Raw genomic sequence first — 13,044 nt, 5'->3', positions numbered from 1 at the left:
CGGCTTCCCCGGGGGACGGGCGTCAGCCCTCGACGGTTTCGTCGGGCTCCTGCGGCGTCTTCTGCTCGGCGACCGGTGTGCCCGCCCTGACCGTCTTCACGGTGTCGGCCTCCGCCTCCGGCCGCTCAGCCGGCTTCCGTTCCTCGGGCCGGCCCGTGTCGTGCCGGCCCGTGTCCTGCTGCTCCGTGTCGTGGTGCAGCGGGACGCCGCCGGCACCTCCCTGCGGGATGTCGTCCATCATCGGTACTCCTCCGTGCGTAGCGCGCGCCGCGGCTGCCGACTCCGTGCGGGGCCGTCCGTGGTCACCGACGGAGGGAGCCTCCCGGACCCCTCCGGCTACCCGGCGGCGCACAGCGGAAACCCCGCGGACGTGGTCGACGGAGACCGTCGCGCAGGGCTGCCGGCCGGTGGGCACCGATCGCACGGCAGCCGCCCCCTCGGGTCGGTGGACGGGAGGGGGCGGCGCGGCTTCCGGGGTCGGCTTCAGCCGTAGTAGTTGTGGATGTTGTAGATGACGTTGTTCCGGAAGTAGTGGCCCTGGACGTCGTAGAAGTTGCCGCCCCGGATGGTCATGCCGACACCGCCGGGCTCGGAGTCGACGCGCGGGGCCGACGGGCTGGTGACGTTGTTGCCTCGGGGCACGCCCTGCGGGGCCGTCGCCTCGGCCGCGTAGGTCAGGCTCTCGGCGGTCAGGATCTGGCCGGTGTTGGCGTCCCGCCAGGCGTGGACCATCAGGCCGTCGCGGCCGTTGTAGGCGACCGACGGCGCAGCGTTGGTGTTGGTGTTCCTGATCTGCTGCCAGTTGTTGTCCCACTGCCAGTACTGGAAGTTCAGGCCCTGGCGGTAGATCCGGTTGTCGGTGCCGCGGTGGACGACGGTCAGGCGGTTGTCGGGCGAGGTCGAGGCGCCGGCGCCGGACTCGGTGCGGGCGCCGCCCGGCACTTCGGACCAGCGGCTGAAGTTCCGGTTGACGCCCATGGTGGCGTGGTAGATGCGCTCGTTGGCGCCGACGACGATGAAGTGCAGCAGCTCCGGGGAGGCCGCGACGGCCGGGCCCAGGGTCGCGCGGCCCGCCGAACCGGAGCCGCCGACGTTCTGGGTGCTGAACTGGATGGGCCGGTTCCAGTACCAGCGCCGGTGGTTGGGCTCATCGGGGTTGGCGAGGTTCTGGCCCCAGATGTCGCCGTTCTGCCCGGTGTGCCAGACCCAGAGCTCCCCGCGGTACACGGTGATCGCGGGCGCGGCGTAGGTGACGCCGCCGATGTGGTTGAACCCGGCACCGTCGACGTTGAACCAGAGGGCGTTGTCCAGGCCGCGGATGGCCTCGACGTTGCTCCCCCGGTAGTACGCCATCGCCGGGGAGTCGGAAGTGCTGGCGTTGTGGTCCGCCTCCTGCCAGGGCGTGACCGCGCCGGCCGGGGCGGTGCTCGCGAAGACGGCGGCCAGCGCGGTGAGGAGGACGGCCATCAGGGTGGCGGTCCGCGAGGCCCTGCGGCGGTGCGGTGGCGTGGGGGGTCGTGCGGTCATGTCTGCTGCCCTTCTCCTCCGTGAGCCCGCGTGAGCGTGGCTTCGGAGCGATCGCGTGGTGGGGCCCCGGTCCTACGACGAACCCGCACGGGCCGTGGTGGCCCGGCGGGCGCGGAGCCGCTCGACGCAGAGGTTGTCAGCGCGGCGGGCCGCGCCGCATCGGTCATCTGACTGACAGTCCACCGTCCGGCACCGGCGACGGCGGTGGAGAACTCCTTCGACGTCCTGCTCAACCGGGCCGAGGCGCCCGTCCCGTCCTCGCTCGCCTCTCCACCCGACGCCTCCGCGCGACGCCGGCCGCGCCGGCACCGTCACCGGCCCGCGCTCCGAGCGGTGCGCGGAGCTCCGATCCGGCACGGCGGCGCCGGGGCGGCGGGTCTCGCGGAACCCCGCCGACCGGGTGCCGCCGTGTGATGGGATGAGCCGTTCGCACCGATCCCGCTCCGCGCCCCAGCCAGGGAGGCCGTCATGTCCCCGACCCCGCAGGAGATCTTCCAGCGCTACGTCCACGCCGGACCGCTGACCCGCGACGCCGACGCCCTCGCCGAGCTCTTCACCGAGGACGGCGTCTTCGAGGCACCGCTGCTGCCCGACGGCACCTCCCTCCCCCGGCGCATCGAGGGCCGCGAGGCGATCCGCACGGCGATGGCCGCGTACTACGCGTCCCAGCCGGCGGAGAAGCGGACGCCGAACCTCCAGAAGTCCCGGTATGTGCTGCACACCACCGCCGACCCGGAGGTGTTCATCGCCGAGATCGACACGGCCTTCGACGACGGGGACGGCGATGGCGACGGCGACGGCGAGGACGCCGTCGTCTCGCTGGTCCAGATCTTCCGCGTCCGCGACGGCAGGATCGCCCGGCTGCGCGACTACTTCTCCCCCGCCCTGGTGAACTGACGGCCCTGGTGAACCCATGGCCCTGGTGAACCGACGGCCCGCCGGGAGAACACCGAGGTCACCGACCGCGCGGTGCGGCCGGTGACCTCGACGGACATCACCCGCTCGCCGTGGGGGCGACCGCGCCTCCTGACGGGGCGCAACGGGTGAGCATGTGCGCACGGATGGGGCCTACGATAGGCGGATGAGCACCGGCACCGATCTGGCAGATGCGCACCGCTCGCAGCAGCGGGCCGGGGAGCGCCTGGACGTCGCGGCGTCCGTCCTGGCGCTGCTGGCCGACCGCACCCGGCTCGCGCTGCTGGAGCGGCTCGGGCGGGGCGAGGCGGACGTCACCACCCTGACGGAGGCCACCGGCGCCGCCCGGCCGTCGGTCAGCCAGCACCTGGCCAAGCTGCGCCTCGCGGGGCTGGTCGCCACCCGCAAGGAAGGACGGCGGGTGGTGTACTCGCTGCACCACGGGCACCTGCGCCGGCTGGTCGACGAGGCGCTGAACGTCGCCGACCACCAGATCGGGCACCTGCCGCCGCACGACTGACGCGTCCCCGCGCCTGCCGCTCCCCGCCGGGCCGGGCTGGGGGCGGCGCCCTTCATAGGTGCACAGGTACGCACACATTGAATAGAATGGGCCGACCACGCCACTGCGGATCGGGACGGGGCCCATGCTGTCCGTACTGCGCAACCGCACCTATCGCCACCTCTTCACCGCCCAGGTCGTCGCCCTCGTCGGCACCGGCCTGGCCACCGTCGCGCTGTCCCTGCTGGCGTACCGGATCGCGGGGAGCGACGCCTCGGCGGTGCTCGGCACGGCGCTGGCGATCAAGATGGTCGCCTACGTGACCATCGCCCCGGTCGCCGGTGCGCTCGCCGGGCGGGTGCCCCGGCGGGCCCTGCTGGTCGGGATGGACCTCACCCGGGCCGGGGTGGCGCTCACCCTGCCGTTCGTCGACCGGGTCTGGCAGGTCTACCTGCTGGTCTTCCTGCTCCAGGCGGCCTCGGCCGCCTTCACCCCGACCTTCCAGGCCGTCATCCCGGACGTGCTGCCCGCCGAGCGCGACTACACCGACGCGCTGTCGCTGTCCCGGCTGGCGTACGACCTGGAGTCGCTGTTCAGCCCGGCGCTCGCCGCGCTCCTGCTCTCGATCGTCTCGTACGACTGGCTGTTCGCCGGGACGACGGTCGGCTTCCTCGCCTCCGCCGCGCTGGTCGTCTCGGCTGCCCTGCCCAAGCCCGCCCCGCTCGGGCGCACCGGGGGCATCCGCGCCAGGTCGGCCTTCGGCACCCGTCTGTTCCGGGCCACGCCCCGGCTGCGCGCGCTGCTCGCCCTCGACCTCGCGGTCGCCGCCGCCGGGGCCGTCGTGTTCGTCGACACCGTCAACCTCGTCCGCGACCACTTCCACCGGACTGCCGGGGCCGTCTCGCTCGCCCTCGGCGCCTACGGTGTCGGCTCGATGCTCGCCGCGCTGCTGCTGCCCCGCCTGCTGGGCCGGGTCGGCGAGCGCGCGGTGATGCTGCCCGCCGCCTTCGCCCTGCCGGCGGTGCTCGCCGCCACCAGCGCGATCGCCGCCGCGCCGGCCGGGGCGGGGACGTGGCCGGCGCTGCTCGCCGCGTGGGCCCTCGTCGGCGCGGGCAGCTCCGCCGTCCTCACCCCGGGTGGGCGGCTGATCCGCCGCTCGGCCGCCGAGGCCGACCTGCCGGCCGCGTTCGCCGCCCAGTTCTCGCTCTCCCACGCCTGCTGGCTGCTCACCTATCCGCTGGCCGGCGGGCTGGCGGCGGAGGCCGGACTGCCCGTCACCGCCGGCGTCCTCGGTGTCCTCGCGCTCGCCGCCGCCACCGCGGCCCTCGCCCTGTGGCCGGCCCGCGACCCCGACGCGCTGGAGCACCGGCACACCGACCTGCCGGCCGGCCACCCCCACCTCCGGGGCGCGTACCCGGCCCTCACCGGGGGCTGGCAGCACGACCACCACTACGTCATCGACCAGCACCACCACCGCTGGCCCCGGCCGTCCCGCACCCGCGCGACAGCCGGCTGACCGCACCGCCGCACTCCCCCACCGTCGCCGTCTCGGCGACGGAAAACCGCTGGATGCGCGGCGGCGCGGATGTTAGCAATGTGACATGCTACAGGGCACCCACCTCACCCTCCGGGCCCGGCACGAGGCCGACGTCCCCGTGCTCCAGGCCGAGCTCCACGACGACGTCGCGACCCGCTCGCGGGCCGACTCCCGCCCCTGGCGCCCCCTCCCGCCCGGCTCGGCGCAGTCCCCGTACGCGGTCGCCGAGCCCTCCGAGGAGGCGGCCTGCTTCTCCGTCGTCGAGACGGCCACCGGGGAGCTGGCCGGGGAGGCGCTGCTGTGGGGCATCGACACCCACAACCGTGCCGCCCACGTCGGCCTCGCGCTGCGGCCCGGCCACCGGGGGCGCGGGCTCGCGGCGGACGTCCTGCGGGTGCTCTGCCGCTACGCCTTCCCCGTGCTCGGCCTGCGGCGGCTCCAGTTGGAGACGCTCGCGGACAACACGCCGATGCTGCGGGCCGCCGCCACCGCCGGCTTCACCGTCGAGGGGCGGCTGCGCCGGTCCGCGTGGGCGAACGGGGAGTTCCTCGACCAGGTGGTGCTCGGCCTGCTCGCCGAGGAGTGGCGGGGGTGACCCGGCGGATGCGGCCCGGCCCCCCGGCCCGGGCCGCATTCGGACCACATCCCCGCCGGAACGCACCCCGCCGGGACGCACCCCGCCGGAACGCACCCCCGCCGGAACGCACCGCCGCCGGAACGGCCGGGCGGTCCACCGCAGCGGCGGGCCGCCCGGGCTCCGGCCTCCTACCGCAGGACGCCGTGGACGGCCTCCGGGTCGGTCGGGGAGAGGCGGCCGGAGCCGCCGGCCGCGGGGGTGGCCTTGGCGGTGGCGGGCGGCGGGGTCACGTACACCGGGTCCGGATCGGCCTCGGGGGCGCAGGTCTTGGCGATCCGTCCCTTGCCCTGGGGCAGGCTGCCGTCGCGCAGGTAGGCGGTGAAGGTGTCGTCCAGGCAGGCGTTGCCGTGGAAGAGGATCTCGTGGAAGCTGCCGCCGTTCTGGACGACCAGCTTGGAGCCGGGCAGCGCGTCGTGCATGGCCAGCCCGCCCTCGTACGGGGTGGCGGCGTCCTCGGTGGCCTGGAAGAGCAGGACCGGGGGCAGGCCCTTGCCGGTGATCTTCAGCCGGCCGGCCGGGTTGCCCTGGTACGGCCAGAACATGCAGGCGGCGTTGTACCACATGTTGTTATAGGTGTAGAAGGGCGCGACGGCGTTCACCGCGGCCTGGTCCTTCTTCCAGACCTCCCAATCGCGCGGCCAGGCGTTCTCGGTGCACTGCGCCGCGTTGTACGCGGGGAAGGTGCCGTCGTCCGCGCCCGGGGCCGCGTACCGGTTGTAGGCGATGGCCAGCGGGCGGGCGTCGTGCTGGGTGAGGTACGCGGAGAGCACGGTGGCCATCCGCGGCCAGCGCAGGAAGTTGTAGCCGCCGCCGTAGAAGGTGTCCTCGAACTCCGCCGGACCGATCCTGCCGGGGGCCGGAGCGGCGTCCACCGGGTCCTTGCGCAGGGCGTCCTCGACCTGGTGGTAGGCCCGCTCGACGGCGGCCGCGTCGGTGCCCAGGTGGTAGACGGAATCGGCCTTGGCGGTCCAGGCCGCGAAGGCCTCGAAGCGGCGCTGGTGCTCCTTGTCCTGCAGGATGTTGTGGTCGTACCAGCTGATGGTCGGTCCCACGATGCTGTCCAGCACCATCCGCCGCACGTGCGAGGGGAACAGCTGGCCGTAGGTGGAGCCCAGCGAGGTGCCCCAGGACCCGCCGTAGAAGTTGATCTTCTGGACGCCGAGCGCCCGCCGGATGCTGTCCATGTCGCGCGCGTTGTCGACGGTGGTCATGTGCGGCAGCAGCCAGGACCAGTCCGCCGCGCAGTCGGCGGCGTAGCCGGCCGCCTTCTTCAGCCACGCCTTGGCCGTGCCCTGGTCGACCTGGTAGTCGGGGCGCTCGGCGTCGAAGTAGTGGGCGTCGCAGACCACATGGGGGTCGCTGCCGTTGGTCCCGCGCGGGTCGAAGCCGATCCAGTCGTAGGTCGAGGCGACGTCGGCCGGGAGCTTGCTCGCGATCGAGACCGGCATCCAGAGCCCGGAGTCGCCGGGACCGCCGGGATTGAGCAGGATCGGACCCTGCTGCTTGTCCTTGGGGGCGGTCGCGGGCAGTCGGTTCAGCTTGACGGCGATCTTGCGCCCGTGCGGGTCGGCGTAGTCCACCGGCACGTCGAGCATGGCGCACTGCAGCGCGGGGGTGGCGGCGTCATTGCAGGAGCTCCAGACCAGCTTCCCCTGGCCGGTGTCGGCCAGGTCGGCACCGTCCGGTCCGGCGGCGGAGGCGGAGGTTCCGCCGAGGGCGGCGACGGCCGTGACGGCCGCGAGCAGGGCGATGGCTTTTCTCATGGGGAGCATGATGTGACATGTGCAATGGCACATCCAGAGGGTCGACCGGAATTTACCAAGCTTTGACCACATCAGTCTGACGGATCATCAGACTTTCAACTCTCCAGGCAGGTTGTCCGTGCGGGCACTCACGATCCGTGGCTAGCATCGGGAACGCATTCCGTTCGAGCGCTAATCGCCTGGGAGGGGCGGCGCCGGACGGGACCCCGACAGGAGACTCCCTTGCACGTGTCCCACAAGCACGTCCACCCCGTCAGCGACCGCCCGACCGCGGCCGACCTCGCCCTGCCACCGGCGCTGCCGTACCCGGACGGCTGGTCCGCCCTCGCCTTCTCCGCCGAGCTCAAGCCCGGCACCGTCGTCACCCGCCAACTGGCCGGTGAGGACGTCGTGTTGTACCGGCTGCGGGACGGACGGCTGCGCGCCGTCCGCCCGTACTGCCCGCACCTCGGCGCCCACCTCGGCCTGGCGGCGGTCGAGGGCGACGACCTGGTCTGCCCCTTCCACCGCTTCGCCTTCGACGCCGAGGGCCGCTGCGTGCGCACCGGCTACGGCACCCCGCCGCCCAGGGCCGCGCTGACGCGGCTGCCGGTGCGGGAGGTGAACGAGGCCGTCTTCGTCTGGCGCCACCACGACGGCCGGGAGCCGGACTGGGAGATCCCCTCCTGGCACGTGCTCGGCGACGGCCGGCAGCCCCTGCGGTACGCCTCCTTCGAGATGCCCGGCTACGCCCAGGACGTCATGGAGAACTCCTTCGACCTGGGCCACTTCATCACCCTGCACGGCTGGCCGCAGGGCGAGTTGGCGGCCCCGGTGGAGTTCGACGGCCCCCGCTTCCACATCTCCATGCGGGTCCGGGAGACCTTCCCGCTGCTCGGGTTGCGGCAGGTCGACGTCGAGGTGGACGGGTACGGCCTGACCGCCCTGCACACCGACGTGCGCACGCCCTCGCTCGGCCTGGAGATCTGTTCGCTGGTGATGGCCACCCAGGTCGCCCCGGCCCGGATGCAGTTGCGGCAGGCGGGCCGCTTCGTCATGCGCGAGCCGGCCGGCCTCACCCCGGCCGTCGCCCGGGCGGTCAGCCGCGCGGTGACGGCCCTGCTGGCGGGCCCGATGTTCAAGCGCAACCTCGAGTTCACCTCGGCCGACTTCCCGATCTGGTCCACCAAGACGTACCAGTCACCGCCTCGGCTCGCCGCCGGCGACGGGCCGATCGGCGCGATGCGCCACTGGGCCCGGCAGTTCTACCCGCCGGACCAGCGGGCGCACCTGCCGGGTCCGGGTCCGGCCGCCACGAACGGCGGGTCGGACGGCCGGGCGGCCGGCACCCCGACCGGCACGGCGGACGGCACCGCCGCCGGCACTGTCAACGGCACCTCCGGCGGCACGGCCGCCGGCGTCGCCCGAGGCTGAACGGCCGCGCTGAACGGCCGCGTTGAACAGCCGCGCTGCACAGCCGCGCTGCACAGCCGCGCTGAATGGCAGCCTTGACCGGCGCCGAGCGGCAGCCTCCCCAGCCCCCCCTACGGCGTCCCGGACGGTCCCGTCCGGGACGCCGGCAGTCCGCACCCGCCGGCCGGAGGCTTCTCGGGAGATCTGCCGAAGACGTGGCGCCCCCGCCGTTCTCCCCCGCACCTCCGGCCCCGTCCCGCCCCGTCCGGCGGGTCCGGCGGGGCGCCGCCCGCACCCGGGTGGCGCCCCGCCGCTCCGGCCTGCCCGGAAACCCCCATCAAGGCGCCCGGAACCGCACTCGACGGGCACTAGAGGAATCCGTCCCCCGCCCTTCGGCGCAACTAGGGTGCGACGCATCCACCCCACCATTCCGCCGACTCGAACTCCTGTCCGCATCAACGGACTTCCGCCCCGCACCCGGCCGACCGTCCCGCACACGAAAGGAGAACCGTCATGCAGCTCAAGGTCCTCGGCCCCCTCACCGCCGACCTCAACGGCATCTCCGTCGTCCCCACCGCCGCCAAGCAGCGCCAGATCCTCGCCCTCCTCGCGCTCTACCCGAACCGGATCCTGCCCACGGCCACCCTGATCGAGGAGATCTGGGGCGACGACCCGCCCAGACAGGCGCTCACCACGATGCAGACGTACATCCTGCAGCTGCGCCGCCGCATCACCCAGGCCCTCGGGCCGACCCCGCACATCACCGCCAAGGACATCCTCACCACCCGCCACGGCGGCTACCAGCTCACCGCGCACCCGGACGACCTGGACGTCCACACGTACAACCTGCTGATCACCCAGGGCCAGCACTCCTTCAACCACGGCCACGACAGCCAGGCCGCCACCCAGTTCCGCCAGGCGCTCGCGCTCTGGCACGGGCCCGCCCTGGTCGACGTACGCCCCGGCCCGATCCTCACCATCGAGATCATGCGCCTGGAGGAGAGCCGGCTGATCACCCTGGAACGGCGGATCGACTCCGACCTGCGGCTGGGCCGGCACAACGAGCTGATCCCCGAACTCACCCACCTGACCCACCAGCACCCTCACCACGAGGGGCTGCACGCCCAGGCCATGGTCGCCCTCTACCGGGCGGGCCGGCAGACCAGCGCCCTCGCCACCTACCACCACCTGCGGCACCGGCTGACCGCCGAACTCGGCATCCAGCCCTCGCCGCACCTGCAGCACCTGCAGCACGCCATCCTCACCCTGGACCCGGCCCTCAACACGCCGACCACCGCCCACCCGACCACCTACAACCTCTACTCGGCCTGAGCGCCGTCCGCCCGGCCGTCCCGCCGACCTCTCCCAGCCCTCACCCACAGGACGCGTCATGACCACCGCACCCGAGCAACCCCTCGCCCTGATCACCGGCGGCACCCGCGGCATCGGTCTCGCCATCGCCCGCGAACTCGGCAGCCGCGGCCACCGTGTCTTCATCTGCGCCCGCACCGCCCAGCACATCGACGAGGCACTGACCACCCTGCGCGAGGAGGGCCACCAGGCCGACGGCACCACCTGCGACGTCCGCGACCCCGCCCAGGTCGCCGAGCTGATCCGGCACGCGGTGACCGCGCACGGCCCGATCAGCGTCCTGGTCAACAACGCCGGGCGGACCGGCGGCGGACCGACCGCGACCACCACCGACGACCTGTGGTACGACGTCATCGACACCAACCTCAACGCCGTCTTCCTGGTCACCCGGGAAACCCTCCGGAACGGCCGGATCACCGGCACCGCCCACCCGCGCATCATCAACATCGCCTCCACGGCCGGGAAGCAGGCCGTCACCCTGGGCGCGCCGTACACCGCCAGCAAGCACGCCGTGATCGGCTTCACCCGGGCGCTGGCCAAGGAGTTGGCACCCACCGGCACCACCGTCAACGCGATCTGCCCCGGCTACGTCCAGACCCCGCACACCACCCGGATCCACCACGAGTACGCGACCGCCTACAACACCACGCCCGAGACCATCCACCAGCACTTCCAGACGCACATCCCGCTCGGCCGCTACACCACCCCCGAGGAGGTCGCCTCGCTGGCCGGCTACCTCACCACCCCGACCGCCGCCAGCATCACCGCCCAGGCACTCAACGTCTGCGGCGGTCTCGCCACCCAGTAACCCCGGCGCGATCCAGGCCGGCCCACGGGAAGGACTCGGGCTCCGGTGCCCGCTGATCAGTGATGACGAACCGTCAGTTCTCCAGCGCACCCGTCACCTTGCTGGTGTCCGGCGCCTCCGCGCCCGAGCCCTGCCTGCCCGCCGCCCGTCCGCCGAGACGACTCGACGCCGGGGCGGTGACCGCCGCCCTCGCCCGGACCGCCGTCGACCCGCGGCAGCCCGCCGCCCGCCCGGCACGGACCGAGGAGTTCCTGCTGGTCGAACTGCACCGGGCGTACCCGCCGGACGTGCTGCGCGCGGCCCTGCGCGCGGCGCTACGGGCCGTCCTGCCGGAGGCCGGCGGGCCGGAACCCGGAAGGACGGAGCAGCGGCAGGCCTCGGCAGCGGATCCCGGCCCACCCCCCGGCGGTCAGGGACCCGGGCAGGACTCCGGGCAGGACCTGCTGTGGCAGCGAGCGGCCGACGGACCGGCGGAGCTCGACCGGGTGCTCGCCGAGCTGGGCCGGAGCCTCGCCACCGGGCCCGGGCTGCGCGCGGTCCTGGTGACGGAGCGGGACACCCGCGGGGACGGCCCGGACGCCTCGGACGGCCGGAAGGCCCCGGACCGCCCCCGGCCCCCGCGGCTCTTCCTCGGCTTCGCCCCCGGCACGCGCGAACGCGCCGTCGAGCTGCTGGAGGAGCTGCGGAAGGCGCTCGCCCACCCGCCCGAGCCGGTCACCGTGCCGACCAGCGCGCTCCAGCGGGAGATGCTGCGCCAGGTGCTCGGGCGGCCGGACCACCACGGGCGGCACGTCGAGCAGCTGTCCTGGAACTGGCACGGCCCGCTGGACACCGAGCGCTTCACCGCCGCCTGGCAGTCCGTCATCGACCACGAGACCGTGCTGCGCGCCGCCTTCGACTGGGACGAGGACGACACCACCGAGCCGTGGATGGTGCTGCACGAGCGCGCCGTCCCCGAGGTCACCCGGCACCCGCACGGCACCGCCGAGTGGGAGGAGCTGCTCGCCGCCGACCGCCGGCGCGGCTTCGACCTGCGCCGCCCCGCCCTGCTGCGCGCCACCCTGCTCGACGCCCCGCCGGACGCCGCGGACGGCCCGGCCACCCGGGTGCTGCTGAGCTACCACCACGCGATGCTGGACGGCTGGAGCGTCCGCCTGCTGCTGCAGTCGTTCTACCGCGCCTACCTGACCGACGGCGTCCTGCCCGGCGGCGAGCGCCGACCGGACGTGCGCGACCACGCCCGCTGGCTGCAGGCCCAGAGCACCTACGCCGCACGGCAGTTCTGGTCCACCCGGCCCGCCGCCACGGCCGTCCTGCCGCTCGACCCCGACCCGCGCCGGCCGGGCAGCGGCCGGGCCCGGCGCCGGCTCACCCCGTACGAGGCGGTGCGGCTGCGCGGCTGGGCGGCCGCCTGGGGCGCCGGCGAGAGCAGCGCCCTGCAGGCCGCCTGGGCACTGCTGCTCTACCGCGCCGCGCAGGCCGGCCGTCCCCGCCGCCCGGCCCGGGCGGTGCGGGTCGGCTTCGCGGTGACCGTCTCCGGCCGGGGCATCCCGCTGGACGGCGTCGACCGGCTGCCCGGCGCGCTGCGCAACCCGCTGCCGATCTCGGTGCGGGTGCACCCGGGCACCACCGTGCCGCAGCTGCTCGCCGCCCTGCGGGACGGGGTGCTCGACCTCGCCGGCTACGAGTGGGTCTCCCCCGGCCAGGCGCACCGCTGGACGGCCGGCTCGCGCGGACCGCGCCCGAACAGCCTGGTCGTCCTGGAGCACCAGCCGGCCCCCGCCCACCACCTGCGGCTGGAGACCGACCTCGCCGCGCACGGCATCCACGTGGAGGGCCCGACCCCGGCCGGCACCTTCACCGCGTACCCGATCACCCTGGCAGCCCACTACGACGCCACCGGCGGCCTGGTCCTCACCACCACCCATGACCGCACCCTGCTCGCCGACCAGGACGCCGTCGAACTCCTCAGCCAGAGCGCCCACCTGCTGCGCGCCTTCCCGGACCTGCCGAGCGGGCTGAGCGCCACCGAGGTGCTGCGCTCCACGCTCGCCGGCCAGCCGGCGCCACGGCTCGGCGAGCCGGGGGCCGCGGCCGCCGGGGCGACGGACCGCCCCGGGCGCGCGGATCCGGCCGGGCCGTCCGTCCGCCCGGTCCCCGACGACGACCGGCCGGACGACCGGCCGGACGACGAGGACCCGGACGACGAGGCCCCGGCCGTCCGGCTGGACGTGCTGCGCCCGGCCACCCGTCCCGGCGCGGGCTGGGTCCTGCTGCTGCCCCCGCCCGGCGCACCGCACACCCGCTACCCCGGCACCGCCCGCGGCTGGCCCGGCCCGCAGGCCCTCGGCGTGCTGCGCCCCGTCGCGGCCGACCCGCCGCCCGCCGCCTACCGGCCGCTGCTCGGCCCGCTGCTGGACTCCCGTGCGCCGGTCGCGCTGGTCGCCCCGCCGGGGCTCGGCCTGGCCGCGTACGAGATCGCCCGGCTGGGGGCCCCGGCGCACCCGCTGGTGGTGCTGCTCGACCGGGAGAGCGACCTGAGGGCGGTGGCGGAACGCCTGGGAGACCGTCCGTAGCTCCCGTCCCCCACCCCGC

11 protein-coding genes are annotated in these 13,044 nt (G+C 74.4%); 8 read left to right on the top strand and 3 right to left on the bottom strand.

Annotated elements, in window-relative coordinates; all coding sequences use genetic code 11:
• Positions 1 to 22: 22 nt before the first annotated feature.
• Both ACZ6Y7_RS36305 and ACZ6Y7_RS36300 read right to left on the bottom strand, forming a co-directional pair.
• Positions 23 to 241: a hypothetical protein gene (locus ACZ6Y7_RS36305; protein ID WP_465762235.1), complete on the bottom strand. Its 219-nt coding sequence runs from the start codon at positions 239 to 241 to the stop codon at positions 23 to 25.
• Positions 242 to 483: 242 nt separating this feature from the next.
• The gene (locus ACZ6Y7_RS36300; protein ID WP_465762234.1) at positions 484 to 1,527 is read right to left on the bottom strand and encodes a PLL family lectin; all 1,044 of its coding nucleotides are present in this window, start codon (positions 1,525 to 1,527) and stop codon (positions 484 to 486) included.
• Positions 1,528 to 1,995: 468 nt separating this feature from the next.
• Here ACZ6Y7_RS36300 and ACZ6Y7_RS36295 point away from each other — a divergent pair, with 468 nt between their 5' ends.
• The 4 genes from ACZ6Y7_RS36295 (at position 1,996) to ACZ6Y7_RS36280 (ending at position 5,073) form a co-directional block, all read left to right on the top strand.
• The gene (locus tag ACZ6Y7_RS36295) at positions 1,996 to 2,424 is read left to right on the top strand and encodes a nuclear transport factor 2 family protein (protein WP_465762233.1); all 429 of its coding nucleotides are present in this window, start codon (positions 1,996 to 1,998) and stop codon (positions 2,422 to 2,424) included.
• 184 nt (positions 2,425 to 2,608) lie between these two features.
• Entirely contained in the window at positions 2,609 to 2,962 is a 354-nt protein-coding gene (locus ACZ6Y7_RS36290; protein ID WP_465762232.1) for an ArsR/SmtB family transcription factor, read from the top strand.
• 124 nt (positions 2,963 to 3,086) lie between these two features.
• On the top strand, positions 3,087 to 4,457 hold the full coding sequence (locus ACZ6Y7_RS36285) for an MFS transporter (protein WP_465762231.1): 1,371 nt from the start codon (positions 3,087 to 3,089) through the stop codon (positions 4,455 to 4,457).
• A gap of 85 nt (positions 4,458 to 4,542) precedes the next feature.
• Positions 4,543 to 5,073: a GNAT family N-acetyltransferase gene (locus ACZ6Y7_RS36280; RefSeq protein WP_465762230.1), complete on the top strand. Its 531-nt coding sequence runs from the start codon at positions 4,543 to 4,545 to the stop codon at positions 5,071 to 5,073.
• A gap of 170 nt (positions 5,074 to 5,243) precedes the next feature.
• Here ACZ6Y7_RS36280 and ACZ6Y7_RS36275 read toward each other — a convergent pair whose 3' ends face one another.
• On the bottom strand, positions 5,244 to 6,878 hold the full coding sequence (locus tag ACZ6Y7_RS36275; protein ID WP_465762229.1) for an alpha/beta hydrolase: 1,635 nt from the start codon (positions 6,876 to 6,878) through the stop codon (positions 5,244 to 5,246).
• A gap of 222 nt (positions 6,879 to 7,100) precedes the next feature.
• On the opposite strand from ACZ6Y7_RS36275, the gene ACZ6Y7_RS36270 reads away from it, so the two are divergent.
• The 4 genes from ACZ6Y7_RS36270 to ACZ6Y7_RS36255 all read left to right on the top strand — a co-directional run bounded on the left by ACZ6Y7_RS36270 (position 7,101) and on the right by ACZ6Y7_RS36255 (position 13,025).
• Entirely contained in the window at positions 7,101 to 8,291 is a 1,191-nt protein-coding gene (locus tag ACZ6Y7_RS36270) for a Rieske 2Fe-2S domain-containing protein (protein WP_465762228.1), read from the top strand.
• A gap of 492 nt (positions 8,292 to 8,783) precedes the next feature.
• Positions 8,784 to 9,602 carry an AfsR/SARP family transcriptional regulator gene (locus ACZ6Y7_RS36265; RefSeq protein ID WP_465762227.1) on the top strand — a complete coding sequence of 273 codons (819 nt, stop codon included), beginning with the start codon at positions 8,784 to 8,786 and terminating at the stop codon, positions 9,600 to 9,602.
• Positions 9,603 to 9,660: 58 nt separating this feature from the next.
• Positions 9,661 to 10,449 (top strand): SDR family NAD(P)-dependent oxidoreductase, encoded by a 789-nt coding sequence (locus tag ACZ6Y7_RS36260; protein ID WP_465762226.1) that lies wholly within the window; start codon positions 9,661 to 9,663, stop codon positions 10,447 to 10,449.
• 62 nt (positions 10,450 to 10,511) lie between these two features.
• Positions 10,512 to 13,025, top strand: coding sequence for a condensation domain-containing protein (locus tag ACZ6Y7_RS36255; RefSeq protein WP_465762225.1), 2,514 nt, complete (start codon positions 10,512 to 10,514; stop codon positions 13,023 to 13,025).
• The last annotated feature ends 19 nt before the right edge of the window (positions 13,026 to 13,044 follow it).

The organism is Kitasatospora sp. NPDC053308 (assembly GCF_055585785.1).
Note: the sequence above shows the minus strand (reverse complement) of the source record. Positions and strands in the feature narration are given on the sequence as shown.

Bases quoted from the DNA above. Each gene is read 5' to 3' on its own strand.
- ACZ6Y7_RS36305 (WP_465762235.1), bottom strand. From the start codon at position 241: ATGATGGACGACATCCCGCAGGGAGGTGCCGGCGGCGTCCCGCTGCAC.
- ACZ6Y7_RS36300 (WP_465762234.1), bottom strand. From the start codon at position 1,527: ATGACCGCACGACCCCCCACGCCACCGCACCGCCGCAGGGCCTCGCGG.
- ACZ6Y7_RS36295 (WP_465762233.1), top strand. From the start codon at position 1,996: ATGTCCCCGACCCCGCAGGAGATCTTCCAGCGCTACGTCCACGCCGGA.
- ACZ6Y7_RS36290 (WP_465762232.1), top strand. From the start codon at position 2,609: ATGAGCACCGGCACCGATCTGGCAGATGCGCACCGCTCGCAGCAGCGG.
- ACZ6Y7_RS36285 (WP_465762231.1), top strand. From the start codon at position 3,087: ATGCTGTCCGTACTGCGCAACCGCACCTATCGCCACCTCTTCACCGCC.
- ACZ6Y7_RS36280 (WP_465762230.1), top strand. From the start codon at position 4,543: ATGCTACAGGGCACCCACCTCACCCTCCGGGCCCGGCACGAGGCCGAC.
- ACZ6Y7_RS36275 (WP_465762229.1), bottom strand. From the start codon at position 6,878: ATGAGAAAAGCCATCGCCCTGCTCGCGGCCGTCACGGCCGTCGCCGCC.
- ACZ6Y7_RS36265 (WP_465762227.1), top strand. From the start codon at position 8,784: ATGCAGCTCAAGGTCCTCGGCCCCCTCACCGCCGACCTCAACGGCATC.
- ACZ6Y7_RS36260 (WP_465762226.1), top strand. From the start codon at position 9,661: ATGACCACCGCACCCGAGCAACCCCTCGCCCTGATCACCGGCGGCACC.
- ACZ6Y7_RS36255 (WP_465762225.1), top strand. From the start codon at position 10,512: ATGACGAACCGTCAGTTCTCCAGCGCACCCGTCACCTTGCTGGTGTCC.